24 protein-coding genes and 3 tRNA genes are annotated in these 25,674 nt (G+C 38.2%); 4 read left to right on the top strand and 23 right to left on the bottom strand.

Annotated elements, in window-relative coordinates; translation table 11 throughout:
* Positions 1 to 259, bottom strand: a 259-nt coding sequence (locus B5D46_RS12370) for a hypothetical protein (RefSeq protein ID WP_234973832.1), incomplete at its 3' end; no start/stop codon positions are given.
* Between the two features lie 86 nt (positions 260 to 345).
* On the opposite strand from B5D46_RS12370, the gene B5D46_RS07400 reads away from it, so the two are divergent.
* Positions 346 to 669 carry a deaminase gene (locus B5D46_RS07400; RefSeq protein WP_078928917.1) on the top strand — a complete coding sequence of 108 codons (324 nt, stop codon included), beginning with the start codon at positions 346 to 348 and terminating at the stop codon, positions 667 to 669.
* A 3-nt stretch (positions 670 to 672) separates the two neighbouring features.
* On the opposite strand, the gene djlA is transcribed toward B5D46_RS07400, so the two are convergent.
* The 8 genes from djlA to prfB all read right to left on the bottom strand — a co-directional run bounded on the left by djlA (position 673) and on the right by prfB (position 8,617).
* Positions 673 to 1,587, bottom strand: a complete 915-nt coding sequence (gene djlA, locus B5D46_RS07395; protein ID WP_078928916.1) for a co-chaperone DjlA — start codon at positions 1,585 to 1,587, stop codon at positions 673 to 675.
* 34 nt (positions 1,588 to 1,621) lie between these two features.
* Complete coding sequence (locus B5D46_RS07390; protein ID WP_078928915.1) at positions 1,622 to 2,674, bottom strand: DnaJ domain-containing protein; 1,053 nt, start codon at positions 2,672 to 2,674, stop codon at positions 1,622 to 1,624.
* A 17-nt stretch (positions 2,675 to 2,691) separates the two neighbouring features.
* On the bottom strand, positions 2,692 to 3,372 hold the full coding sequence (gene murU / locus B5D46_RS07385) for an N-acetylmuramate alpha-1-phosphate uridylyltransferase MurU (protein WP_078928914.1): 681 nt from the start codon (positions 3,370 to 3,372) through the stop codon (positions 2,692 to 2,694).
* Positions 3,372 to 4,346, bottom strand: coding sequence for an aminoglycoside phosphotransferase family protein (locus tag B5D46_RS07380; protein ID WP_159443051.1), 975 nt, complete (start codon positions 4,344 to 4,346; stop codon positions 3,372 to 3,374). The genes murU and B5D46_RS07380 overlap by 1 nt, the downstream gene beginning before the upstream one ends.
* Complete coding sequence (gene trmB, locus B5D46_RS07375; protein ID WP_078928912.1) at positions 4,339 to 5,070, bottom strand: tRNA (guanosine(46)-N7)-methyltransferase TrmB; 732 nt, start codon at positions 5,068 to 5,070, stop codon at positions 4,339 to 4,341. Before trmB ends, B5D46_RS07380 begins: the two co-directional genes overlap by 8 nt.
* Entirely contained in the window at positions 5,070 to 5,948 is an 879-nt protein-coding gene (dapA, locus tag B5D46_RS07370; protein WP_078928911.1) for a 4-hydroxy-tetrahydrodipicolinate synthase, read from the bottom strand. Before dapA ends, trmB begins: the two co-directional genes overlap by 1 nt.
* Before the next feature lie 25 nt (positions 5,949 to 5,973).
* A complete protein-coding gene (lysS, locus tag B5D46_RS07365) occupies positions 5,974 to 7,494 on the bottom strand; it encodes a lysine--tRNA ligase (RefSeq protein WP_078928910.1) in 1,521 nt (506 codons plus the stop codon).
* Between the two features lie 24 nt (positions 7,495 to 7,518).
* Positions 7,519 to 8,617 (bottom strand): peptide chain release factor 2 gene (gene prfB / locus B5D46_RS07360; RefSeq protein ID WP_143675623.1). Its coding sequence is split into 2 segments (ribosomal slippage): positions 7,519 to 8,541 and positions 8,543 to 8,617, totalling 1,098 coding nucleotides; the frame shifts between segments, so codons are not numbered across the junction.
* Between the two features lie 186 nt (positions 8,618 to 8,803).
* Between prfB and nadC the strand changes: the two genes are divergently transcribed.
* Positions 8,804 to 9,652 (top strand): carboxylating nicotinate-nucleotide diphosphorylase, encoded by an 849-nt coding sequence (nadC, locus tag B5D46_RS07355; protein ID WP_078928909.1) that lies wholly within the window; start codon positions 8,804 to 8,806, stop codon positions 9,650 to 9,652.
* A 42-nt stretch (positions 9,653 to 9,694) separates the two neighbouring features.
* Here nadC and alr read toward each other — a convergent pair whose 3' ends face one another.
* From alr to recA, 9 genes are all read right to left on the bottom strand, one after another.
* A complete protein-coding gene (gene alr, locus B5D46_RS07350) occupies positions 9,695 to 10,777 on the bottom strand; it encodes an alanine racemase (protein WP_078928908.1) in 1,083 nt (360 codons plus the stop codon).
* 22 nt (positions 10,778 to 10,799) lie between these two features.
* A complete protein-coding gene (dnaB, locus tag B5D46_RS07345; protein ID WP_078928907.1) occupies positions 10,800 to 12,251 on the bottom strand; it encodes a replicative DNA helicase in 1,452 nt (483 codons plus the stop codon).
* Positions 12,252 to 12,371: 120 nt separating this feature from the next.
* Positions 12,372 to 12,448, bottom strand: a tRNA-Arg gene (locus B5D46_RS07340).
* Positions 12,449 to 12,475: 27 nt separating this feature from the next.
* Positions 12,476 to 12,552 (bottom strand) — tRNA-Arg (locus B5D46_RS07335).
* 91 nt (positions 12,553 to 12,643) lie between these two features.
* Positions 12,644 to 12,738: transfer RNA gene (locus B5D46_RS07330), tRNA-Ser, on the bottom strand.
* A gap of 91 nt (positions 12,739 to 12,829) precedes the next feature.
* Positions 12,830 to 13,003: a carbon storage regulator gene (locus tag B5D46_RS07325; RefSeq protein WP_078928906.1), complete on the bottom strand. Its 174-nt coding sequence runs from the start codon at positions 13,001 to 13,003 to the stop codon at positions 12,830 to 12,832.
* Positions 13,004 to 13,009: 6 nt separating this feature from the next.
* Positions 13,010 to 15,643 (bottom strand): alanine--tRNA ligase, encoded by a 2,634-nt coding sequence (gene alaS, locus B5D46_RS07320; protein WP_078928905.1) that lies wholly within the window; start codon positions 15,641 to 15,643, stop codon positions 13,010 to 13,012.
* 131 nt (positions 15,644 to 15,774) lie between these two features.
* Positions 15,775 to 16,266, bottom strand: a complete 492-nt coding sequence (locus B5D46_RS07315) for a regulatory protein RecX (protein ID WP_159443050.1) — start codon at positions 16,264 to 16,266, stop codon at positions 15,775 to 15,777.
* Between the two features lie 13 nt (positions 16,267 to 16,279).
* Positions 16,280 to 17,347 (bottom strand): recombinase RecA, encoded by a 1,068-nt coding sequence (recA, locus tag B5D46_RS07310; RefSeq protein WP_051639177.1) that lies wholly within the window; start codon positions 17,345 to 17,347, stop codon positions 16,280 to 16,282.
* Between the two features lie 316 nt (positions 17,348 to 17,663).
* Between recA and B5D46_RS07305 the strand changes: the two genes are divergently transcribed.
* Positions 17,664 to 18,998 (top strand): 6-hydroxymethylpterin diphosphokinase MptE-like protein, encoded by a 1,335-nt coding sequence (locus tag B5D46_RS07305; protein ID WP_159443049.1) that lies wholly within the window; start codon positions 17,664 to 17,666, stop codon positions 18,996 to 18,998.
* Positions 18,999 to 19,019: 21 nt separating this feature from the next.
* On the opposite strand, the gene B5D46_RS07300 is transcribed toward B5D46_RS07305, so the two are convergent.
* On the bottom strand, positions 19,020 to 19,286 hold the full coding sequence (locus B5D46_RS07300) for a hypothetical protein (protein ID WP_078928901.1): 267 nt from the start codon (positions 19,284 to 19,286) through the stop codon (positions 19,020 to 19,022).
* Between the two features lie 262 nt (positions 19,287 to 19,548).
* Between B5D46_RS07300 and mutS the strand changes: the two genes are divergently transcribed.
* Positions 19,549 to 22,125: a DNA mismatch repair protein MutS gene (mutS, locus tag B5D46_RS07295; RefSeq protein WP_078928900.1), complete on the top strand. Its 2,577-nt coding sequence runs from the start codon at positions 19,549 to 19,551 to the stop codon at positions 22,123 to 22,125.
* A gap of 46 nt (positions 22,126 to 22,171) precedes the next feature.
* Here the strand turns inward: mutS and B5D46_RS07290 are convergent, their stop codons facing one another.
* The 4 genes from B5D46_RS07290 to ispF form a co-directional block, all read right to left on the bottom strand.
* Positions 22,172 to 23,140, bottom strand: a complete 969-nt coding sequence (locus B5D46_RS07290; protein WP_078928899.1) for a sigma-70 family RNA polymerase sigma factor — start codon at positions 23,138 to 23,140, stop codon at positions 22,172 to 22,174.
* 150 nt (positions 23,141 to 23,290) lie between these two features.
* On the bottom strand, positions 23,291 to 24,472 hold the full coding sequence (locus B5D46_RS07285) for a peptidoglycan DD-metalloendopeptidase family protein (protein ID WP_078928898.1): 1,182 nt from the start codon (positions 24,470 to 24,472) through the stop codon (positions 23,291 to 23,293).
* A 36-nt stretch (positions 24,473 to 24,508) separates the two neighbouring features.
* The gene (locus B5D46_RS07280) at positions 24,509 to 25,129 is read right to left on the bottom strand and encodes a YqaA family protein (RefSeq protein WP_234973831.1); all 621 of its coding nucleotides are present in this window, start codon (positions 25,127 to 25,129) and stop codon (positions 24,509 to 24,511) included.
* A 56-nt stretch (positions 25,130 to 25,185) separates the two neighbouring features.
* Entirely contained in the window at positions 25,186 to 25,671 is a 486-nt protein-coding gene (gene ispF / locus B5D46_RS07275) for a 2-C-methyl-D-erythritol 2,4-cyclodiphosphate synthase (protein WP_078928897.1), read from the bottom strand.
* Positions 25,672 to 25,674 lie beyond the last annotated feature (3 nt).

Here is a 25,674-nt window from a genome sequence, read left to right as displayed (position 1 = left end):
AACTTGCTAAGCCTCGACTCGATTGAATATACCCATCAACTCCATCCTTTTTTATTTTTCGAAAATGAAGCCTTAGGGTTGATAAAGACGGCATATATCCAGAAGGAAAAAGCTCCTTAATAAGAGAAGGGAAAACACTTTTGTAGAACGAATAACAGGAGAGTTTTGATTCTTCAAAGCGCTTGTAAATTTCAATCCAATCAATTGTAGCTGTGAAGGATTGGTACTGAGCTGTGATTTTTATGTTAGGAGTATCCATGTCAGACCTTTTAGTAAACAAAATCGACATGGATATTTTGCGACGTTATATAATGGTTGTCAGTTCGGGCTTGGGAAAGTTACGAAATGAATACTCTGAAACTGGCATTTGATAAATACAAAAATTACAATCTCTCTCACTACAAACTAACACTATTTGTAAATGCAGAGCCTTGCATTATGTGTCTTGGCGCAATAATGTGGTCAGGAGTCAACAAGATAGTATTCAGTGTACCTTCGTCAGAAGTAGAAAGGATTACTGGCTTTGACGAAGGGTTCAAACCAAACTGGTTTGAAGAAATGAAAAAGAGAAATATAAAAGCCTGCGGCGGTATAGATGAAGAATACGGCAAGAAAATTCTTCAATATTATGTAGATCTAGGCAAAACAATCTACAAACCAGCACATTAAAATCTAAAAGCCTCGTTCCTTTTTAATAAGATCAAAAGCAGCCTGAATATCCTTCGCTTTTTCTGTATAAAGCTTGATCATCTCAGGAGTCAGACCTTGAGATGCAAGTCTGTCAGGGTGATACTTAAGCATCAATCTCTTATGAGCTTTTTTTATCTCATCGTCTGATGCAGAGCTTTCTACTCCGAGAATTTTGTAAGCAGAATCTAGTTTGGATGAACCAAAGCCTGAACCTGAATATGAACTGCTGCTATTATCATATGAGCTATCAGAGCGGGAATAATCATAGCCAGAGCCTGTATTTTCTCTCTCATAACGGGACCTGTAGAAATCCCTGAACTGCTGTTCAAAATGCATCTCATTATATCTTGAGCGGATGTACTGCTCCATGGAGTCACGGGATGCTCCTAACTTAACTGCGATATCCATAAGACGACGATACTCTTCATCCTCTAAAACACCGTCAGATAAAGCCAGCTGTACCTGAATTTCAAGAATAAAGTTTACGAAACTGAAATTATTGCCTATAAGAGATTTAATTTCAGATATAGTGTCATTAAGGTTAAAATTCTCGCTTTTTCCAGAGTTAAACGCATCAATCGCAGTCTTTCTCATCTGAGCATTTAGGCCCATCACATTCATAATCTGTGATGACTTTTCGATATGGCTTTCATTAACTCTGCCGGCTCCACGAGCAACATAGCCCATTAAAGCAAAAGTTACTTTTACAAGGGATTCGTTGTAATTGGCATTTGAGGTAAATGCTCTAACAGCTTCATCATTCTGCTGTTTTTTAAGATTTGCTGGCCTATCAAAAAACAGATAGCCAAGAATCATAAACAGAATAGCGCCAAGTAAGTTTGTAAAGATAAAACCTAGAATGAAGCCTAATACTCGACCTTTATAACTTGTATTCATAATTAACTAATACTTGAATCTTAAATCTATAACATCAGACAACTTCATTATATAACTTCTTCAGATAATCAAACGCAGCCTGAATTGCCTTTGCCTTATCAGTATAAATTGCAATCATATCCTCTGAAAGCCCCTGAGAGGCAAGTCTATCTGGATGATATTTAAGCATAAGCTTTTTATGAGCTTTTTTAATATCATCAAAGGTAGCAGAATCATTAAGCTGAAGAATATCCAGAGCTTCTGATGTTTTCTCCGCACCTGTATGATTGTATGAGGAACTTGAACTCTTCTTGGATTTCTTATTATCTGAAGAAGAGCTTTCAGACTGGAAGGAGGATAAAGAAGTACTTTCCGAAAGATTCTCTTCTGACTGTTTTTCAAATTCTCTGGCGAAACGAGCTTCAGCACCGTTGGATTTAAACAATCTCTTCAGTGCTGCCATAGAAGAGCCCATTGCCTTACCAATGGCAACCAGACGCTCTTTTGCATCGTAATGAATATTATCATCGACAGTTGCAATGATTAAAGCATAGGTCAAAACATAATTTATATAATCTCGATTCTTACCTATGTACAGAAGATAGTTTGAAACAAACTCCTCAACATCAAACTCTGGATCTAAGGCATAGTTAAATGCTTCTACCGCCAGTCGTCTTTCTTCTTTTGAAGCCTTAAAGTAAGAGATAACATCTTCAGCATTCTGAATATATTCGCTGAGCTCTTCCTGATTAGCTAGAATATAACCTGCAACAGTGTAGATATTCTCATAAAGAGAGGCCTTGTTTTCTCTGTTCTTTTTCTGAACCGCCTTGATTTTTTTCTCGGCCTTTTTTTCTTCTTTAAGACGATCTTCTTCCCTTGCCTTCTCTTCCTGTTCTTTTTCAAGATTCCTTTGTGCTAATACTTTCTCAACAGCTTCCTTATATTTTGGACGGTCATAAAGAAAAAAAGCTACAAGAGGAGTAATTAGCGCTGGAAGAATATGCGAACAGATGACAGCTAAAACAATACCTAGGACAATACCGATAATACTGCCCATATAGCTAAATTTTATTCCAGCTTCCTTACCTTTTTCGCTTAGTGACATGATTTATTTGATTATGATTAGAGTATGTTATGAGAATGAATATATGAATTTACATTTTCAAGGCGTTCTATAGTTCCAACATCAAACCAGTTGCCTTTGAGAATTTCACCTTTTAATTCCTGCTTATCAGCAAGGCTTTCAAAAATTGGTAGCAGAGGTCTCTTTTCTACAGGATACCCCTCAAATACAGAAGATGAATATACAGCAACACCTGAAAAGGTATATTGAGGTCCTCTGGAACATTTTTTAGAAACAGGATCTAATGAAAAGTCTCCATGAAGATTATGCTTTGGATTTTCAACAAGATAAATTCTTGCGCTCTCGCCCTGAGCCAACTGATGGATAAACTGAGAATAATCTGCATCAATAAAAGTATCGCCGTTTATAACAACGAAATTCTCCCCTTTGAAGAAAGGTAGAGCTTTTATAATGCCGCCTGCTGTTTCCAGACCGGTTGGACCTTCAACGGAGTGAGTAATATTCACTCCAAACTTTGAACCATCTCCAAGGAAGTCTACGATTTTTTCAGAGAGATAGGCTGAGTTTACGATAATATCCTTTATTCCTGCTTTTTTTAGCTTAAGAATATGCCAAAGTAAAAGCTCTCTGTCGCCAACCTTAACCATTGGCTTAGGAATAGAATCAGTAATTGGTCTTAGTCTTTCACCTCGACCGGCAGCCAGAATCATAGCTCTCATCAAAAATTACCTACCACATATTTTTTTATAATATTAGATAGTTTACTAAAATGAGCGTCATTTTTGCACTCATCTAAAACGTAATTTATGACACGAGGTAAATCTTTTAGATAACCGTTTTTTCCATCTCTTATAGATAATCTGCAGAAAATACCTAATACCTTGATGTGTCTTTGCAGAGAAGTGATATTCAAAAGACGAACAAACTCGCTCTTTTCCATGCCGTTTAGAAGATTTAGCTCATTGTACCTAGCGTAAGCCCTGTCTATACACTTATTTACAAGCGCCTTATCAAGGACAACATAACAGTCATAAACAAGAGAAGCAAGATCATAGGTTATAGGACCTTTAACCATATCCTGAAAATCTATTACTGCGAGTTCATCTCCAAATACCATCAGATTTCGACTATGAAAATCTCTATGCATAGCAGCATATGGAAGCTGTTTCAGGCTGTTACAGATATACTCGTATGCATCGTTAATATCCTGTTTTTCCTCAGCTGAAAGCTTTACTCCAAGTCTTTTTTCAAGCATCCAGGTCTCAAATAAAGAGAGCTCGAACTTAACAAAGTCATCATCAAATAAAGGAAGCTCTACTTTAGAAATCACCTTTGCAACAGGACCTAAAAGATCTATCGCCTTAAGATAATATGACTCAGCATCAGCACCTATGGCAACCTGAGCAAAAGTAGTATTTCCAAGGTCTTCCAAAAGCATAAAACCATTTTCCAGATCGTATGCAAGGATATCTGGAACTTTAACTTTTTCACAAGCCAGCGCTTTATCTATAGAAATGAATTCTTTATTCTTTTGAGTCTGAGGAGGAGCATCAACAGCAATCAGATTCTTACCGGATACTCTGAAATATCTTCTAAAACTTGCATCGCCATTTAAAGGCAAAAGCATTATTTCATCTTCTAAAATAATGCTTTTAACGAATGCAGTTAATTGATCTTGTCTTGAATCAGTCACGAACAAATACCAAATCCCATACTCCATGACCTAATCTCTGACCACGTTGTTCAAACTTGGTTAAAGGACGCCATGAAGGACGAGGAATATATGTACCATCCGCTGAAGTATTGGTGAAGCCTTCTGCTCTGGTTAGAACATCAAGCATCTGAACAGCATAATCCTCCCAGTCAGTAGCCATTCTGAACTGACCGCCTGACTTAAACAGAGGAGCAACCAGTTTTACGAAATCGTCATTGATCAGTCTGCGCTTCACATGACGCTTCTTAGGCCAAGGATCTGGGAAAAATATCTGCAGAATATCAACACTCTGAGGTTTCAAGCACTTTTTAAGGACCTCAAAAGCATCAAACTTAATCACCTTAACATTGGTCAGTTTTTCCTGTTCAATCAGTTTAAGAGCTGAACCAACCCCAGGAGGATGAACTTCTATTCCTAGAAAATTGTACTGAGGTGCCTCCTTTGCCATCTGAACAAAAGAAACGCCCATACCAAAACCAATTTCTACAACCAAAGGTGCACTGCGACCAAATATAGCATCGATATCAAGAGGCTGTAAGTCCTCAACATCAACCATATACTTTGGACCGAGCTCTTCAATTGCACGAATCTGTCCTTCTGTCATTCTACCTGCGCGAACGACAAACGACTTGATTCTAAAATCTTTTTTCTTTTCAGAAGACTCTGTATTCAGAGTCTCCTGAATTTCATTATTATCTGTCATTAAATAAGCTCTAACTTCTGCATCTGAGTCTTGATTTCATCTCTTAGACTCTGACTAATTGGAAGAATTGGCAGACGAGATTCTTCAGAACACAGACCTAACAGTGAAGCACCATACTTAGCAGGAGCAGGGCTTGGCTCTTTGAACATCAGCTTATGTAAGGTCATAAGCTTCAGGTGTTCATTTGCAGCCTCTTCCCACTTCTTCTCAAGGGTCAGATTCTGCACCTTAGCAACTAGTGCAGGAGCAACGTTTGCGGTAACAGAAATAACACCAACACCGCCTGCAACATTAAAGTTAACAGCAGTTGAATCTTCACCTGAAAGCCAGATAAATGGTTTATCAATAAGATTTCTCTCAATCCATGGTCTCTCAAGATTACCTGTTGCATCCTTGATACCGATAATACGCTCAAGCTTAGCTAACTTGGCAACAAGCTCTGAAGAGATATTTACAACAGTACGGCCTGGTACGTTGTATAGGAAAATAGGTAAATCAGTATTGTCATGAACCATCTTAAAGTGGGCATACAGACCTTCCTGATTAGGACGGTTGTAGTATCCAGCATTATGCAAAAGACAATCAGCTCCGGCATCCTTAGCAGCATTAGATAAGGCAATTGCCTCTACAGGATTGTTAGAACCTGCACCAGCCATTACCAGAATACGACCTTTAGCGTAGTTAACTACAGCTTTTATTGCTTCAACATGCTCTTCAAATGATAATGTTGGGCATTCGCCAGTTGTTCCAGTTACTACGATGCAAGTTGTTCCATTTTTTACATGAAACTCTACTAAGCGTTCTAATGCCTGAAAATCAACCTTTCCATTCTTAAATGGAGTAATTAAAGCTACCATTGAGCCTTGATACTTTTGCATGGTCTTCACCTTCCGAAGAAAAATCCTAATTGCGTCTTAGTGTTGGGAATAGGATTACATCACGAATGGTGTGGCAGTTTGTGAACAGCATTACTGTTCTATCAATACCAATACCCTCACCTGCAGTTGGAGCTAAGCCATACTGCATTGCAGTAATGTAATCGTCATCATAATACATTGCTTCATCATCGCCAGCGTTCTTTGCTTCAGCCTGCTGACGGAAACGACCTGCCTGATCATCTGGATCGTTTAACTCTGAGAATCCGTTACCGATTTCACGACCACCGATAAAGAACTCGAAACGATCAGTAAACTCTTCATCACCGTCTGTTCTACGTGCCAGAGGAGATACAACATCAGGATAGCTGGTAATAAATGTTGGCTGCTGAAGATTTGCCTCTACAAGCTCATCGAATAATGCTGTAATGTAGTGACCTAAAGTCCAGCCCTTCATGATCTCAATATGATGTTTCTTGCAAAGCTCGCGAGCCTTGTCTTCATCCTCAAGATCAGCCATGGTAATACCATTGCCATACTTAACAATTGACTCTTTCATGGTCAGACGGTCAAAAGGCTTTGAAAAATCAATATCAAGACCAGGTTCACCTTCCTTGCCATAATGAATCTTGGTAGTACCTAAAACTTCTAATGACATCTTCTTGTACAGATCTTCAGTAAAATCAATCAGATCTCTGTAATCATGGTATGCCATATAGAATTCCATCATAGTGAATTCTGGATTATGACGAACATCGATACCTTCGTTTCTGAAGTTACGGTTAATCTCGTATACTCTCTCAAAACCACCAACAACTAATCTCTTTAGATATAGTTCTGGAGCAATACGAAGATACATGTCCATATCTAGAGCATTGTGATGAGTAATGAATGGTTTTGCATTTGCACCACCAGGGATTACGTGCATCATTGGAGTTTCAACTTCCATGAACATATGCTCGTTCATGTACTTACGAATGAATGAAACAACCTTTGTACGAATCTCAAAGGTACGACGTGACTCTGGGTTAGCAATCAGATCAACATAACGCTGACGGCAGCGAGCTTCCTGATCTGTTAATCCATGGAATTTCTCTGGAAGTGGACGAAGAGCCTTAACAAGAAGACGAAGAGAGCTTACGTGAAGAGACAGCTCACCAGTCTTTGTCTTGAAGGCAAAACCGGTAACACCGATGATATCGCCTAAATCAAGTTTCTTGAATACATCCTGGTATACGCCTTCAGGAAGGTTATCTCTTGCAACATAGATCTGAATTCTTCCGCCCATATCCTGGATAGTTGCGAAACCAGCTTTACCCATAATACGGCGAGTCATAACTCTACCAGCAATGGTATATGTATTCTGTTCTTTCTCTAAAACTTCATTGTCTTTATCTGCACATGCTTTAATGATATCTGATGAGAATGCATCTCTACGGAAATCATTTGGGTATGCCTGACCTTTTTCACGAAGAGCATTCAGCTTATCTCTACGATCCTGCATAACGTTGTTTAAAGACTCTGCAGAGCCAATGTTTTCTTGTGCCATTTTCACTTTCCTAAAATTTTAAGTCTAAAGACCTGACTTTAAACTTGCTTCAATAAACTGATCCAAATCGCCATTCAACACTTTCGTTGTATCGCGACACTCTACTCCTGTACGTAAATCCTTGATACGAGCATCATCAAGAACATAGGAGCGAATCTGAGACCCCCAGCCAATATCCGATTTGCTGTCTTCAATCTCCTTCTGAACGCTCATTCTCTTTTCAAGCTCAAGAGTGTATAACCTTGCTCTTAACTGTTTCATAGCCTGATCTCGGTTCTGGAACTGAGAACGCTCATTCTGACAGGAAACAACAATTCCAGTTGGAATGTGTGTTATACGAACTGCAGATTCGGTCTTGTTAATGTGCTGTCCACCAGCACCTGATGCTCTATATACATCTGTTCTTAAATCAGCAGGATTGATTTCAATTTCAATATTGTCATCAACCTCAGGATAAACATAAGCAGAACAGAATGAAGTATGTCTGCGATTATTTGAATCAAAAGGAGACTTTCTTACTAATCTGTGCACACCTGTTTCGGTTCTAAACCAACCATAGGCATGATCTCCCTCAAAACGTAAAGTTGCAGATTTAATTCCGGCAACTTCACCTTCGGACAACTCTGTAACGGTAACTGTCAAGCCATGCTTTTCACCGAATTTAACGTACATGCGCATGACCATTTCAGCCCAGTCCTGAGCTTCAGTACCACCAGATCCTGACTGAATATCCATATAACAAGGGTCATTGTCATTTGGACCTGAAAACATTTTTTCAATTTCCAGTCTTTCCAAAGCAGTCTCGAGTCTTTTTGCTTCGGCATTAGCTTCTTCAGCCAGTTCAGGAGAATTCTCTTCTTTTGCCATTTCATCTAAGGTCAAAAGATCATCGAATCCCTGATACAGATTGTCAAAATTTTTAACGACAGTTTCTAATGTCTGTCTTTCTTTTCCAAGTTCCTGAGCCTTTTGAGGGTCATCCCATAACTTAGGATCTTCTAGCAATCCATTAACTTCTTCAAGACGTTCTCTCTTAGTCTGAAGGTCAAAGGTACCCCCTTAATGCATCTGCTCTTTGTTTTAGAGCTTCAACCTGATCTTCAATAGAGATTGTTTCTAACACGATTTGATCTCACAAAAAAAAATTTATTAAGTTCCGATTATATCAAAAACAAAGTTCATGTGCAGTCTTTGTCACATTTTGGATGTTTTTTTTAAGGTAATTTTATTGTTCAAGAAAAACGCAAAAACAACCCAAAACAAAGAATGTGCTATGATAGTTAAAAAAATTTATAACTAGGAATTTAATATGCTTCAAGATGATATTGTTGCCACAGTAAAAATGGCTCTTACAGAGGACCTTGGAGGAGTTCTTGATCCTTCTTTAGATGTAACTTCCCAGCTGATTGATGAAAATGAAACAGATGAAGCTACCGTTATTACACGTGAAGCTGGAATCTTCTGTGGAAAGGACTGGGTTGAAGAGGTTTACAGACAGCTTGGCAATAAAGTTGAAATTCAGTGGTTTGTTAAAGACGGCGATCCAATTGAACCAGGTGAACAGCTTTTCCATTTAAAGGGCAACTCAAGAGCAATGCTTACTGCAGAACGTACTGCGCTAAATTTTGTGCAGACTCTTTCCGGTGTAGCAACACAGGTATCAAAGTTCGTAAAACAGATGGAAGGAACAAACTGCAGTCTTCTTGATACAAGAAAAACTCTTCCTTGTCTAAGAACAGCTCTGAAATATGCTGTAACCTGTGGTGGTGGAAAAAACCACAGAATCGGACTTTTTGATATGTATCTTATTAAAGAGAATCATATTATGGCTTCAGGTGGTATTGCAAAAGCAATCGAAAGAGCTCGTAAGGCTCACCCTGAACTAAAGGTTGAAGTAGAAGTTGAGAATCTTGACGAGCTGCAGCAGGCTCTTGATGCTAAAGCAGACATTATCATGCTGGATAATTTTGAATATGATTCAATGATTCAGGCTGTTAAGCAGACAAATCATCAGGCTCTTCTAGAGATTTCAGGAAACGTCAATATTGATACAATCGGCAGATTTGCATCAACTGGCGTTGATTACATTTCTGTTGGAGCTCTGACAAAGAACGTAAGAGCATTAGATCTTTCAATGAGATTTGTAAAAAAGAACTAGTATGTTCTTATAGCCATGCCATTCAGGCATGGCAAATATTCTCTATCCAAAAATAAATTCTACTCTTGGCATCACATGACATATCAGTTCATATGGAATGGTATTGCATAGTGAAGCGATTTTCTCTACCGGTAGCCCCTTACCCCATAAGATGACCTCATCACCAACCTTATCGGTACAGTGTTCACCTAAATCAACAAACAGCATATCCATGCATACATGCCCCGCAGTCTGTACATAACGTCCATTGATTAGAACAGGTGTTCCATTAGGAGCTGTTCTAGGATAACCATCTCCATAGCCACAGGAAACAATACCTATTGTTGTATCCTTTGGAGCGACGTAATAAGCACCATAACCAATCTTGTCGCCTTTCTTAACTTTATTTATGGCAATAAGATTGCTCTTTAAGGTCATAACAGGCTTAAGACCAAGATCCTCTCCGGTTCTATCATCGAACGGAGAAATTCCATACATTACAATGCCGGGACGAATCCACTGTGTATGAGACTCGTTCCAGTCAAATATTCCAGCAGAATTAGTAAGACAGAGATCTCCCTGCATATCCTTGGCAAAGTCAAAGAAATTAGAAATCTGAGTCTTGTTGTATTCAACCTCAGCTGGAGTATCAGCTACTGACAGGTGAGACAGAAGCCCTAAAGGTTTAATAACCTTGTCGCACTTTTCAAGACGGGACTTTATCTTGGCAATTGTAGATTTATCGTTTGAGCCCAAACGATGCATACCAATATCAACCTGAACCCAAACATGTATAGGCTTTGAAAAAGGAACTCTCTCGATGGCCTCGACCTGCTCCATTGTATTTACAGCAGTGTACAAATCATATTTAGATATGAATGGAAGATCATCATCATTATAAAAACCTTCAAGAAGAAAAATAGGATTTTTTATGCCGTCGCGACGTAAATCCATTGCTTCGCCAATTCTTGCAACAGCAAAGCCTTCAACTTTATCCTTTAAGGCATTTGCTACAGCGATAGCTCCGTGTCCATATGCATTAGCTTTAATAACAGCTATTACTTTTGAATCTTTTGCCTTATTCTTGATTACTTTAATGTTGTGTATCAATGCCTGCTTATCAATTAAAGCAGTTACGCTTTCCATGTTTGTTATTCCTTATTGACAGTTACTGTCGCTGATAATAGTCGTCCTCAAGCAGAGGAACATCGCTATCAGTTGCAATATAGTTAGCTTTATCATAGAAGGTTGTATACGCACCCTGGAACTGCAGTTCAATATCTGCAGTAGCACCACTTCTGTTCTTACCTATGATCAGTGTTGCCTTTGAATCATCACTGTTTTCACCGCGATTAACATCTCTGTCAATGAACATAATCATATCAGCATCCTGCTCCAGAGAGCCTGATTCACGCAAGTCAGAGTTCATTGGACGATGATCCTTACGAGCTTCAACATCACGATTTAACTGAGCCAGAGCAAAAATTGGAACTTCAAGCTCCTTTGATAACTGTTTTAATGATCTTGAGATTTCACCAACTTCCTGAGAACGGTTATCGTGTTTAGACTGACCTCTCATCAGCTGAATATAGTCAATCATAATACATGATAAACCGCCGTTTTCTGCGGCAATTTTTCTTGCTCTTGAACGCAATTCCAATGGAGTGAGATCAGAACCGTCATCGATATATAATTTTACACGGTCATTACCATTTCCATCTGATTCGGTAAGTAATTTTACCTTACGGATAATATCACGCCACTGTTCAGCACTAACTCTTCCTGCAGCAAGATCTTTTCCTGACACTCTTCCAAAAGATGAAATCAGACGCATTGCAATTTCATTTGCAGGCATTTCCAGAGAGAAAACAAGAGCAGGTCTATGCTCATCAACATTCATTGCAATATTTGAAACGATATTCATTGCAAAAGAAGTTTTACCGACACCAGGACGTGCAGCAATAATATTGAAAGTACCAGGCCTAAATCCCTGAGTAATCTCATCAAGTTCAGTGAAGCCTGAAGCAACACCGTTCATTTTCTTGCCAAGATCAACGTCATCATGAATCTTCTTGATAAGGTTAAGGGCAACTGTTGTCATAGGTACAGGACCTTCATCAACAGATGTATTTGACTCAGCAAGTTTAAAAATCAGACCCTGAGCCTCATCGTAGATCTCATCTACAGTAAGACCATTAGGGCTATAACAGATTTTTTCAATGTGTTCTGAAACTTTAATCAGACGACGACGTCTTGAAGTATCTCTGATGATCTTCGCATATTCAGTTACCGCAGCACTTGGACCGGTTAACTCGGTAAGACCAGCAATATAAACCATTCCACCAGCATCTGAAAGTTTGCCCTTTCGCTCTAATTCAGCACAGAGAACAGTGACATTAAAATCATCCGAAGTAGCAGCTCTTGAAAGAATTTCCTCATATACAACCTGATTTTTTGAACTTGAGAATTCAGAAACATCAAGCATACCAACAGTTTCACGAACCTTTTCCAGTAAAGAGCCATCCAGAATGATTGAGCCTAGAAAATTGTGCTCTGCCTCAATATTTTTAGGAGGTTCCTTGTATACGGAAAGCTCGTCCTGAGAGTTATTCTTTGCCATTACAATTCCAATTTTAAATTGAATATATTAGATATAAGATATGTTTTTCTACTGATCGAATATTTTAAGGCAAAATTAAAATCAGTTGGAAACTTTATTTGGAAAATGAGAAAGAGGAAGTGGCGCACTTGAAGGGATTCGAACCCCTGACCGATCGGTTCGTAGCCGATTACTCTATCCAGCTGAGCTACAAGTGCGTACTTGAAATAAGTTAACTTTTTGAGTGGCGCACTTGAAGGGATTCGAACCCCTGACCGATCGGTTCGTAGCCGATTACTCTATCCAGCTGAGCTACAAGTGCAACCAAAAGTGTTACTTACGTCGCAAAATTATATCACCAGATTTTGATTTTGCAAGAAGAAATTTATTTCTTTTTTAAAACCTAATCTGAGTGGCGGATAGAGAGGGATTCGAACCCTCGATACAACCTTTATAGTCGTATGCTCCCTTAGCAGGGGAGTACCTTCAGCCTCTCGGTCATCTATCCGCTGAAATTAAGCGAGACATAGTATCTGATTTTTGACTATCAATGTCAAGAGTTTTTTTACGCCTCAAGGCATTGATAGTACTTAAGTGGCTTATTTATGGCTTTTATCTGGAGTATTTTCTTTTTGAGAAACTCGCTTGATTTCGACCTCCTTAGGAGCCTCAATTCCAAGACGTACTTTCCCAGATTTTACTTCCAGAATATTAATAGTAATACCACTACTCAGTACGAGCTTTTCTCCTGCTTTTTGTGATACTACTAACATGTTAGACTAAACTCTCTCTGAAACAATGTGTTCAACTGAGGATAAAGCCTTATCCAGGCCTTCTGGATTTGTACCACCAGCCTGAGCCATATCAGGACGTCCACCGCCCTTACCACCTACATAAGTAGCAACTTCTTTAATCAGATCTCCAGCCTTAATCTTGGAGATTAGATCCTTAGAAACAGCTGCAATTAAACTTACCTTACCGTCCTCAGATACAGAACCTAAAACGATAATATAAGTCTGCATTCTGCATTTTAGATTATCAATGGCAATTCTTAGTTCCTTGGCGCCGTAGTTATCAATCTTTGAGCAGATTACAGGAACGCCCTTAACATCACGAGCTTTCTCAACAAGAGAAGCACTCTCCAGAGCAACAATTTTCTCTTTTAGAATCTCGTTTTCCTTTTCTAAAGATTTTGCATGCTCAAGCATCTGTTCTACCTTGTCAGCAATATTTGAGCTACCACCAACCTTTAGAAGTGATCTTGCAGCGCCTACCTCAGCAAACACCTCATCAAGGTATTCAACAGCAGACTTACCAACCAGAGCCTCAATACGACGAATGCCAGAAGCAATAGACTCATCAGATAGAAGAACAAAGGCACCAAGATCACCTGTCATTGCAGTATGGGTACCACCACAAAGTTCTTTAGAGAAATCGCCCATTGATACTACACGAACATTCTCTTCGTATTTTTCATCAAATAGAGCAATAGCACCTGACTTCTTGGCAGAATCAAGATCCATACACTCAGTCTTCACAGGAAGATTTGCCTGAATCTGTTCATTAACAAGATCTGCCACTGCCTTTCGCTCAGCAAGTGTCAGAGGTTTTGAGTGTGAGTAGTCAAAACGAAGACGATCATTTGCTACGTATGAACCCTTCTGAGCTACGCTCTCACCTACAACAATTCTTAAAGCAGAATCTAAAAGATGAGTTGCTGAGTGATGACGTGCGATATCAGCACGGTTAACTGCATCAACCTTTGCCTGAACAGTTGCATTCTTGTCGAACTGACCAATATCAACACGGCCAATATGAATAGTAGCTTTAGCAACATGCTTAGTGTCTTCAACAATAAAACGAGCATTGTCACCAATTGTGATAATACCCTTATCGCCTACCTGACCACCCATTTCACCGTAGAAAGGAGTCTTATCAAGAACAATTACAGCATTCTCATCGGTTGAAATGGAATCAACTTCCTGACCATCCTTAAAGATATGAGTAATCTTAGACTCAGATTCAAGACCATCATAGCCTGTGAATACAGTGTTCTCTGTAATCTTTAGTTCCTTGTTGTAATCGATACCGAAGGTTGAAGCAGACTTTGCTCTGGCCTTCTGCTCAGCCATACACTTGTCAAAGCCTTCCATATCAACAACGTAACCACGATCTCTTACAACATCGTTGGTCAAATCTGCAGGGAAACCATATGTATCATATAGTTTAAATGCAACATCACCTGGAACAGTCTTGCTGTCACCAAGCTTGGTTAACTCGTTTTCTAAAAGAGCAAGACCACGGTCTAGAGTGTTTAGGAACTGCTCTTCTTCCTTCTTTAAAGTTCTCTCAATCAGAGCCTGCTGAGCTACAAGTTCAGGGTAGGCCTTACCCATTAACTCAACTAGTTTTGAAACAATCTTATAGAAGAATACTTCCTTAGCGCCTAACAGACGACCATGACGAACTGCTCTACGAATAATACGACGTAGAACATAGCCACGACCTTCATTTGAAGGAAGAACACCATCAGCGATTAGGAATGAACATGAACGAATGTGATCTGCAATAACTCTTAGAGATTTATCATTTAAATCACTTACACCTAAGATAGAAGCTACAGTCTTTTCAAGTTCAACAAATAAATCAATTTCATAATTTGAGTGAACGCCCTGCAGAACTGCGGCAATACGCTCAAGACCCAAACCATTATCGATCATTGGCTTAGCAAGCTTTTCAAAAGTACCATCAATCTTACGGTTATACTGCATGAACACAATATTCCAGATTTCAATGAATCTGTCACCGTCTTCATCAGGTGATCCTGGAGGGCCACCCTGAACATCCTCACCATGATCATAGAAAATTTCTGAACATGGACCGCATGGACCGGTATCGCCCATCTGCCAGAAGTTGTCTGACTCATATAGTCCGCCCTTATTGTCGCCAATGCGAACAATCTTATTCTCTGGAATGCCGACTATATCTTTCCAAATGTTATATGCTTCGTCATCCTTATCGTATACAGTTACCATCAGAGATTCTTTTGGTAGCTTATAAACTTCAGTTAACAAAGTCCATGCAAAGGTAATTGCTTCTTTCTTAAAGTAATCGCCAAAGCTGAAATTACCCAGCATTTCAAAAAAGGTGTGGTGACGTGCGGTATATCCGACATTGTCTAAGTCGTTCTGTTTGCCGCCTGCACGTACGCATTTCTGTGCGGTAGTAGCACGAACGTAATCGCGCTTCTCTTTACCTAGGTATATATCCTTGAACTGATTCATACCTGCGTTGGTGAATAGCAAGGTAGGATCATTGTATGGAACAAGTGAACTAGAACGAACAATTGTATGTCCGTGCTCTTCAAAGAATTTCAAATACGCATCACGTATTTGATCAGTTGTCATGTACATTTATTTTGGATCCTAAAAATATAATTTCAAACAGAGATGAATTATACATGGTTTTGAGGCACAGATCGCATCACTTTATAGATTAGGAAGTAAAAATTAGTCAGATTAAGGATGGATATTTTATTTTTTCTTTAAAATTCAAAAGATGAACCAAGATACTCTTCAAGAGCTTCAATACATACTGAATTAGAAAAGCCTCTTCTTGATAGACTTGCAAGAAGTTTCTGCTTATCCTCGTACGAAACTGTATCAGAATTAGATATTTTCTTTGAAAGAAAAGTAATTGCGACCGCTTTCCAGTCTGTTTCCCTGACCAGACTATCGTATAAAGAAGATGTTATTCCCTTCTTTTTGGCTTCAATAACGAATTTTAAGGGACCATAATTCTGGCTGATAATATGACGGTGAAGCATTTCAATATATCTTGTTTCTGAAAGCCAGTCATTTTCAATACATTTCTTTACTGCTGATTTTGCTGCATCTGCCGTATATTTTAGACAAAGCTTCTGATAAAGCTCCAGTTTTGAATACTCTCTGCGCGATAGAAAACGCAACGCCGCATTGGTTGCCAATGCAGCGTCAGATTCCTTTGCTTTCTTTTTTAAAAAAGAAGAGTTATTCACGGTAGTAGTTATCCTACAGATCTTCAGGAATTGGAGTAATCAGATCTTCTTCTGAAACCTCATCATCCAGAGCATCCATTGCAGAAGGCTGCTCTTCAGCACCGATTGAAGCTGTATCACCGTAGTCATTATTATTCTTGTAGAACTCTCTGATCTTTGCTTCAATTTCATCTGCAACCTGAGGATTCTCATCAAGGTATTTCATACAGTTGACCTTACCCTGACCAATCTTTGCGCCATTGTATGAGAACCAGGCTCCTGTCTTATTGATAATCTTGGCATTAACACCTAAATCAATAAGTTCTCCGTTCTTGGCAATTCCGTAATTGAACAGGATCTGGAAAACAGCGGTCTTGAATGGAGGGGCAACCTTGTTTTTTACAACCTTAACCTTTGTTTCATTACCAATTGCTTCTTCCTTATCCTTGAGTACATTTGATTTTCTGATATCAAGTCTTACTGAAGCATAATATTTAAGAGCATTACCGCCGGTTGTTGTTTCTGGATTTCCAAACATTACACCGATCTTCATTCTCAGCTGGTTGATAAATACAACCATGCAGTTAGCCTGCTTTACAATACCAGTCAGCTTTCTTAAAGCCTGAGACATCAGACGAGCCTGAAGGCCTACATGGTTATCGCCCATTTCACCTTCAATTTCAGCCTTTGGAACTAGCGCTGCAACAGAATCGATAACAACAACATCAACACCGCCGGAACGAACTAGAGTCTCACAGATCTCCAGAGCCTGTTCGCCAGTATCAGGCTGGGAAATAAACACATCTTCAACCTTTACACCAAGTCTCTTTGCATAAATTGGATCTAAAGCATGTTCAGCATCGATAAATGCACAGACCTTGCCTTTCTTCTGAGCCTGAGCTATCAATTCCAGGGTTAAAGTGGTTTTACCTGAGGATTCAGGACCGTAGATTTCAATAATACGTCCCATTGGCAGTCCACCGATACCCAATGCAATATCCAAAGACAGAGAACCGGTTGAAATAGCTTCGATATCTACCAGTTCATTCTGGCCAAGACGCATAATTGCACCTTTACCGAACTGACGTTCGATCTGTTCCATTGCGGCTTCCAAAGCTTTCTGTTTCTTTGGGTCTTTTGTAATATTGGCTACTAACTTTGATGATGAGCCAGCGCTGGTTGATTTTGCAGCTGCCATAATTTTGTTCCTCTTAATTAACTTTTATAACTATAATAATTAAGTTAGTTATTGTTGTCAATAAATATAATAATATAATTTTTTTATTAGTTCTTTATAGAAAGCTGTAAACAACATCTCTGTCACACTTTAAGAACTATTGATTTGTTAGGCAGAAAAAAGTTTCAGAATATATATAATAAACCATTGGCTGATGATGTATAGGATATGGATTATATTTATGGAACATAATTTTTCTTTGCCAGAAATAAACGAAGCATTTTCTGAAGAACTTTTTCAACAGAACCTGAATAGCATATCCAAGTATGACTCTAAATTCGCAGAACAGCTTGATTCTAAAAAGGGATTGGGAAATTACTCCATTAGTTTAGATAAAGGACTGGAAAATACATTAATAGTCAACGGACTACAGCTGTCTTCAAGATATGACAGACAGGCATTTGCAATTTATCGATGCAGAAATATCGATTTAGACGAGGATATTTTCATTTATGGATTAGGAATTGGCGATGAGTTAGCTCTATTATCAAATAATAGCCAGTCCAATATTTACGTTATTATTCTGAATCCTGGTCTTTTATACGAGTTACTAGGCAGAATCGAAAACTTTAGTCTCTACATAAAACAGAATATTCATTTTGTTATACCAAATGGCAGTTTCCCATTCTCGCCAAATTGCTGTGTATCTCCCGTTGAACTTTATATTGAGCAGCATGTATTAAATAATCTGAAAACAAAACTTATTAACATAATTGATGATCTGAATTTAAAAAACGAAGTGGATAACGTCCTTTTGCAAGAGTCAATAGATAATCTAAAAGAGAACTATGAAATACTAAAAAATGAGAAATTACTGGATCATAATGATTTATTAAATCTTGGAAAAAGAATTGCAATTGCTGCACCTGGACCATCAATACAAGACAATATTGAAAGAATTAAAGCACTAAACAAAGACCAGGTGACAATTGTAACGGTTGATGTTGCGCTAAAATTTCTTCTTGAAAATGGAATTATTCCAGATGTGATTGTCACCTGTGATTCGAAAATGTCTCCAGAAAAAATCGGGGATATAACTCCCTATAGGGATAGATTAAACAATTCCTTATTTATTTTCTGTGCAAATTCACCTTCATCGGTTATCAATCTCTTCAATTGTGAAAAGAGATTTATCTTTAAGAAAAAACAGATAGACTTCATTGATTATCTTCCAGAGGAATTTTCAGATTTTGTACAGATTACAGGTTCAGTTTTAAACTTGGCAATTGAAATAGCCTCTGTAGCTAAACCAGATAACATTCTTCTGTTTGGAACAGATTTTGCTTTCTCAGATAACCAGACTCATGCAGGAAAAACTGACAGCAAAATCTTTTTCAGAGACATTCAAATAATAAAAGTACTTTGTAACGACGGAGCAATCAGAAATACAGTCAAACCGTTCACTTATTACAGATATCTGCTAGAGCAGACAATACAAAATAATCCGAGCATACGTTTTGACAATTATTCAAAAACAGGAGCTGTTATTCTTGGAGCAAATCTTGTAGAAAACTAATTGATTAAGATTAAATCAGATTTACTTTCGCTTATGCTCTTCAATTAGAGAAGGTAATTCAAAATTAACGCAGTCTGCAATTCCATTTAAATCGTTATTAGCCTGAAAAGAGACCAGAGACGATAAAACCGGCTTAAAGACAAAAGGAAAAGAATCATCTAAAAGAGGGATTACGGATACTACCTTATCCATCAGGATAGAAAGTTTGTTGTATGTTTTTGAAGTACAGCCGTCTATTGCGCAGCAAGCAACTTCTTCACACATTAAAAAGATTTCATCTATTTCCATAACAAAATGCCTGTTTATTATCGATAAACTCCATCAAAAATGCCATGTTATCTCAAAGGTGATAGAATACATTGCATTTAAAAAATTCATATTAATTTTTTGTTTTAAGATTAGTTATTTTTTCAAAAAAAAGCTACAAAAACACTTAAAAAGTAAGAATATTTCGTAAAAATAAAAAAAATCGTCCCCAAATGACAAATATATCCTTATTTAAGGATATATTTCTTTCTTAAGAAGGCGATTCAATTAAATTGGAACTCAAATGGAAGACAATAATAAAAATGTTACACCAATGATGCGTCAGTACCTGGAAATTAAATCAAATTACCCAGATACACTGGTTTTATACAGATTGGGAGATTTTTATGAACTCTTCTATGATGATGCAAAGAAAATCGCAAAACTATTAGATCTGACTCTAACCAGAAGAGGAACTAATAACGGAGAGCCTATACCTATGGCAGGAGTACCTTTTCATGCCGTAGATAACTATATTGCCAGACTGATAAAACTTGGAGAATCATGTGTAATCTGTGAGCAGGTTGGAACACCTGGCAATCAGAAGACAATGGTTCGCAAGGTTTCAAAAATAATTACCCCTGGAACTGTAACAGATGAAGGAATTGCCCCAGATGGCTCAGACAATCTGATTGCATGCGTATTCAAGGGCAAAAGATACTTTGGATTCTCTTATCTTTCACTAAGCTCAGGCACATTTAAAACTGCAGTATGTGCAAATGAAAAAGAACTGATGCTTTACCTTGATAAGGTATCCCCTATTGAAATTGTTTACCCTGAAAATTTCAGAGAATTAAATCTTTTTGCAGAGATTAGCTCAAAAAAAGCACTTGCTCCTTGGAATTTTGATCTTCAGAACTGTTATAAACTACTATGCAAACAATTTGAAACCAACAGTCTGTTTGGTTTTGATATTGAAAATCTTGAAGAAGGAATCTGTGCGGCAGGTGCTCTGCTTAACTATGTAAAACAAACTCAGAATGTTTCCATCGAACATATAAAACAGATCAGCCGAGATGATAACAGTGCATTCGTTATTCTGGATAAATGTGCCCAGAGAAATCTTGAGCTTCTTTCTAATCTGAAGGGAGAACACTACGGATCTCTACTATCTATTCTTGATAATACTTCAACTCCAATGGGACAGAGACTGATCAGAAAAATGATCGTTGAGCCATTGAGAAATAACACTGAAATTAACTACAGACTTGATATGGTCTCAGCTCTTATACAGTCAGATAAGGATAGTTTAAAAGCTGTTTTAGACAATATCGGTGATATAGAAAGAATTATCGCCCGTATCGGCTTATCATCATCAAGACCTAAGGACATGGCTGTACTAAGGGATTCATTAAAGATGCTCCCTTCCTTAAAACAGGGACTGGTACAGTCTAATCAGGAAATTCTTATGGATTTCAATGAACAGATTGATCCATTAAGAGATATTGCTGACTTACTGACACAATCAATCCTTGATAATCCTTCTACTTTTATTAGAGATGGAAATGTAATCGCAAACGGATACAACCAGGAGCTAGATGAACTTCGTGAACTGATGAGCGGTTCAGAAGCACTTCTTGCAAAGATCGAAGAAAACGAAAAGATAAGAACAGGAATCTCAACTTTAAAAGTTAACTTTAATTCTGTTCACGGATTCTACATTGAAGTGTCAAAAGCTCAGGCAGATAAGGTACCTTCAACGTATATCAGAAGACAGACTCTGAAAAACAATGAAAGATATATTACTCCTGAATTAAAGGAATTAGAGGAAAAAGCCCTAAGCGCAAAAGAAAGATCCTTAGTACTGGAAAATGAGATTTTCAATGAAATCATCAGAAAACTTCAGCAGGAACTTCCTAGACTGATAAATCTTTCATCAAAGCTATCAATGTTTGATGTTCTTATTGGATTTGCAGCGCTTGCAGAAAGAAGAAACTATGTAAGACCTGAACTTAGCGACAAACATATCATCAAGATCGATAACGGAAGACACCCAGTTATTGAGACTCTAACAGATTCTCCTTTTGTTTCTAATTCAATCTGTCTTGATAAGAAACAGATGATGGTTATTACCGGACCAAACATGGGTGGTAAGTCAACATTCATGAGACAGACAGCTCTTATTTCGATTATGGCTAGATTAGGTTCATATGTTCCGGCAACCAGTGCAGTGATCGGAAATATAGACCGAATCTTTACAAGAATCGGTGCCTCAGACGATCTTTCTTCCGGACGTTCCACCTTCATGGTTGAAATGGAAGAAGCTTCATCAATAATCAATAATGCAACCTCAAGCAGTCTTGTTCTAATGGATGAAATTGGAAGAGGAACCTCAACCTATGAGGGAAGTGCGCTTGCACTGTCTATTGCTGAATATATGTGTGCAAATGTAAAGAGTTTTACTCTGTTCTCAACACACTATCCTGAAATCGCATCTTTGGCTGATACGTACGACAATATCGAGAATATATGCTTTAAAGCAAAGGAATTTGAAGGAAAGATTGTCTTTATGTATCAGGCAAATAAAGGATCTCAGAACTATTCCTACGCAATTGAGGTTGGTAATCTGGCGGGCTTGCCATCCGGTGTAATTTCAAAGGCCAAAACATATATCAATTCGATGAAAAAACACTCTTCAATAAAAGAAGATGCCTCTGAATTATCTCCAATTACACATTCAGAGGAAAAAGTAACCGAGAAGATTATTTACAAAGAAAAAGACAGTGAAGTTGAAAATAGAATTAAGGAACTCGACCTGAATACTATTACGCCACTTGAAGCCCTGAATATTCTAAATGAACTTAAGGGAAAAATTTTATAGTCCAGATGTAAAAATTCCGCCAAACTAAAACGGCGGAATTTGCTTGTTAGTTTATATTCTGCATTCCTAGGGAATTTTTATCAATTCCGTAGTTTTCGAAAGTCTTTCGCAGAGATTTTAAAACCTCACTCTGGATCTGACGGACGCGTTCTCTGGTTAAACCAATCTTCTTACCAACCTCTTCTAGGGTAAGAACATCCTCATCATTCAAGCCAAATCTGTATAGAACGACCATCTGCTGTTTTTCAGGAAGTTCGTTAAACCAGGCTCTTACAATCTCTACAACTTCTCTCTGATCGACATGCTCAAAAGGTGAAACCAGCTTAGTATCAGGAACAACATCTAAAAGAGAAACTTCCTTATCATCGTCAGAACCTCTTACACTCACATCTAAAGGACTGGTGCCTTCTAGCAGAGATAACAGGTTTCTAACTGTCTCAGGATCCTTTCCAGTCTCATCTGCAATCTGCTGAATTGAAACTGGTTTCTGGATATCCTCTTCCTGAAGCTGACGCTTAACCTTGAGAATAATATTGATTTCTTTGATTACATGAACAGGAAGACGAACAAGTCTGGACTGACACATAATTGCCTGTTCAATACTCTGTCGTATCCACCAGGTTGCATAGGTTGAAAATCTGAATCCTCTGTCAGGGTCAAATTTTTGAACAGCATGAATAAGTCCCAGATTACCTTCTTCAATCAAATCAAGTAAAGGAACTCCTCTTGCTCTGTAATTTTTTGCAATCTTCACCACCAGTCGAAGATTTGACGTAATCATAAGATCAATTGATCTTCTGTCACCATCACGAGCCTTGCGGCCGATCTCTGACTCTTCCTCTGAAGACAGCAGAGGATAGCGGCGAATGGAGCTAAAGTAGTTTGATAGTAGATCTACACTTTCACGCGAAGACGAAGTCTTGCCTCCCTTATATGGAGATACCTCTTTTTCCAAAGTATCAGGAATATCGTGGAATTCAGAGCCGAGCTCTTCAGATTCATTTAAATTGTTCATGAGATACCCTTAACATTTGTTGCTTGTTGTAATAATTTCATTAAGCAAAATTCATGCAAATTTTGCAACTAAAAAAAAGTATAATTTCGCAGTTCTTCAAAATCCGCGTTCTAAAAATGCGGATAATATCGAGTTTTTTCTGTAAATTTACTACTTAGGTAAATAATTACGTGGATTTACGGAATTACCTTTATATCGTATCTCAAAGTGAAGCATCACACGTGAGGCATCTGTTGATCCCATCTTGGCAATAACCTGGCCTCGCTTCACGTTCTGGCCTTCCTTGACTAGAAGCATATCGTTATGAGCATATGCTGAAAGGAACTCATTGTTATGGTTGATAATAACGAGATTTCCATATCCTCTTAATGCATTTCCAGAATAAACAACCTGACCAGCTGCGGCAGCATTAATGTTCTGCCCCCTGGTGCCTGCAATATCAATACCCTTATTAGAGGAAGAAAAGTTTCTAATAACAGAGCCTTTTGCAGGCCACATCCATGACACTCCCGAAACCGAAGCAGTTTTACCTGACACATATTTGACAGGAGCAGTCTCATTAACAGCTGCGGGTACAGAAGCTACACTTGTCTGAGAAAGAGTAGTGCTCTTCTGTTCTCCTCCTGCAACAGGAACAATTTTAGGATTTGTCTGAGCAGACGCTATAGATTTTGAAGTATCCAGATTCAGTTTCTGTCCAACTTCAAGAGAATAAGGTTTCTTAAGCTGATTTGCCTTTGCAAGCTGAGACAGAGTCAAACCATGCTTTTTTGCTACAGATACTGCCGTATCTCCGTTTTTAACAACATAAATCTTTGAATCTGTAGGTGTAGGGGTTACGGTTAATGGTTTTGAATTCAGATGGATAATCTGTCCGACACTTATGTTATAAGGGACATCGATGTTGTTTTTCTGAGCAACCTCTCTGTAATCCTTACCATATCGGAAAGCAATAGAGTAAAGAGTATCGCCAGGTTTAACCTGATATGTTTCATCATTCAGATTAACCGACTTGGCATTTGAATCTGGAATATAAGGCTTTGCCTGTTTAACATTTCCTGAATATGTCTTAACTTCGCCACCCTGGGAAGATACAACTTCAGAATATGGTCTTACAACACCGACCTGAGTCTTTGATGAACTTGAAGGATAAACCGTCTGGTTTCTTACTTTTGAATTAACATGAACCGGTTGAGCATACTCAACTTCGGCGATTTTTTTTGGCTTGCTTTGATGATTAGTGCAGGCCGTAGCAAGCACTGCACTTAAAAGAAAAAGAGTTAATTTGTTATTCTTCATATCTTTACATGCAATCTGTGTATTTATATTCATTGTTACACAAATTGAAAGAAAAATATAAAAAAATTTTTAAAATAGAATCTTATACGCTACAAAAATCACAATTAAGAATACGCAGAACCAGCCGATTCTATCGATATATTTGCGGATTACGTGCTCCATCTTATCACCACCGATAAGAATAATTATTGCCTCAAGGAAAAATCTTAAACCACGTCCAACAAATGAAACCAGGATAAATGAAAAAATACCCAGGGCACCGGCAGAACCTTCAGCTGCATATCTCTGGGCAGCACAAAGACCGGCAGTAATTGCGATTACTTTGTAAGGAATAGGAGTAAAAGCACCAACAAATACGAACATTATTCCGTATGTTGTTAGATATTCAGCTGCCTTGGCTGCACTCTTCTGATAGTGCATGATTCTGATGAAATCGCTGATATAAGGATCATATAAGTAATATCCAAGATAATATCCGACGACCGCACCAAGAACAGAAAACAGTACAGTTAGGAATGCATAGTATAGAGACTTTCTACGCTGATAAACACACATAGGGACCAGCATAACATCTGCTGGAACAGGCCAGAATATTGACTCAAAAAAAGAATTCGCACACATAATAGGTGTTGCAAATCTATGATAGGAAAGCTTTTCAAAGGCATTAAAAAGTGATGTAAAAATTTTCATAATAAGTCGAATACTCCCACAATTTACTCATAGGAGTAGGTTGTCTCCGTTTTTAATTAAAGATTCTGTTTTTTTACAAGAAGAACAACAGATTCTACTGCAATACCTTCTTTTCTGCCGGTAAATCCGAGTTTCTCTGTTGTTGTAGCCTTTATGCTTACACGAGAAATATCGATATTTAAATCAGCAGCAACATTTTCTCTCATTGCAGGTTCGTACTGAGCCATTTTTGGAGCCTGAGCAAGAATAGTTGTATCAACATTGTTAACCACATATCCTAACTCATGAACCTTAGCTACAACTTGTCTTAATAGAATTCTGCTGTCTATGTTCAGATACTTGTCATCGTTATCAGGAAAGAAATGTCCGATATCACCCAGACTCAGTGCACCCAGTAAGGCATCAGAGATGGCATGAAGAACAACATCTCCATCTGAATGTGCAAGTAATCCCTGTTCATAAGGTACTGCAACACCACCTAAAATACATGGGCCCTGACCGCCAAACTTATGAACATCAAAACCATGTCCGATTCTAAACATTAT

This window comes from Succinivibrio dextrinosolvens DSM 3072 (assembly GCF_900167015.1).
Lineage (GTDB): Bacteria > Pseudomonadota > Gammaproteobacteria > Enterobacterales > Succinivibrionaceae > Succinivibrio > Succinivibrio dextrinosolvens.
The sequence above is the reverse complement of the archived record's forward strand: the minus strand, read 5'-3'. Positions and strand labels throughout refer to the sequence as shown.

Bases quoted from the DNA above. Each gene is read 5' to 3' on its own strand.
- nadC (WP_078928909.1), top strand. From the start codon at position 8,804: ATGCTTCAAGATGATATTGTTGCCACAGTAAAAATGGCTCTTACAGAG.
- murU (WP_078928914.1), bottom strand. From the start codon at position 3,372: ATGAGAGCTATGATTCTGGCTGCCGGTCGAGGTGAAAGACTAAGACCA.
- B5D46_RS07280 (WP_234973831.1), bottom strand. From the start codon at position 25,129: ATGAAAATTTTTACATCACTTTTTAATGCCTTTGAAAAGCTTTCCTAT.
- dnaB (WP_078928907.1), bottom strand. From the start codon at position 12,251: ATGGCAAAGAATAACTCTCAGGACGAGCTTTCCGTATACAAGGAACCT.
- B5D46_RS07300 (WP_078928901.1), bottom strand. From the start codon at position 19,286: ATGGAAATAGATGAAATCTTTTTAATGTGTGAAGAAGTTGCTTGCTGC.
- mutS (WP_078928900.1), top strand. From the start codon at position 19,549: ATGGAAGACAATAATAAAAATGTTACACCAATGATGCGTCAGTACCTG.
- B5D46_RS07390 (WP_078928915.1), bottom strand. From the start codon at position 2,674: ATGTCACTAAGCGAAAAAGGTAAGGAAGCTGGAATAAAATTTAGCTAT.
- lysS (WP_078928910.1), bottom strand. From the start codon at position 7,494: ATGGCACAAGAAAACATTGGCTCTGCAGAGTCTTTAAACAACGTTATG.
- recA (WP_051639177.1), bottom strand. From the start codon at position 17,347: ATGGAACAGATCGAACGTCAGTTCGGTAAAGGTGCAATTATGCGTCTT.
- djlA (WP_078928916.1), bottom strand. From the start codon at position 1,587: ATGAATACAAGTTATAAAGGTCGAGTATTAGGCTTCATTCTAGGTTTT.
- alr (WP_078928908.1), bottom strand. From the start codon at position 10,777: ATGGAAAGCGTAACTGCTTTAATTGATAAGCAGGCATTGATACACAAC.
- trmB (WP_078928912.1), bottom strand. From the start codon at position 5,070: ATGACAGATAATAATGAAATTCAGGAGACTCTGAATACAGAGTCTTCT.
- dapA (WP_078928911.1), bottom strand. From the start codon at position 5,948: ATGCAAAAGTATCAAGGCTCAATGGTAGCTTTAATTACTCCATTTAAG.
- ispF (WP_078928897.1), bottom strand. From the start codon at position 25,671: ATGTTTAGAATCGGACATGGTTTTGATGTTCATAAGTTTGGCGGTCAG.
- B5D46_RS07285 (WP_078928898.1), bottom strand. From the start codon at position 24,472: ATGAATATAAATACACAGATTGCATGTAAAGATATGAAGAATAACAAA.
- B5D46_RS07290 (WP_078928899.1), bottom strand. From the start codon at position 23,140: ATGAACAATTTAAATGAATCTGAAGAGCTCGGCTCTGAATTCCACGAT.
- alaS (WP_078928905.1), bottom strand. From the start codon at position 15,643: ATGTACATGACAACTGATCAAATACGTGATGCGTATTTGAAATTCTTT.
- B5D46_RS07400 (WP_078928917.1), top strand. From the start codon at position 346: ATGAATACTCTGAAACTGGCATTTGATAAATACAAAAATTACAATCTC.
- B5D46_RS07325 (WP_078928906.1), bottom strand. From the start codon at position 13,003: ATGTTAGTAGTATCACAAAAAGCAGGAGAAAAGCTCGTACTGAGTAGT.
- B5D46_RS07305 (WP_159443049.1), top strand. From the start codon at position 17,664: ATGGAACATAATTTTTCTTTGCCAGAAATAAACGAAGCATTTTCTGAA.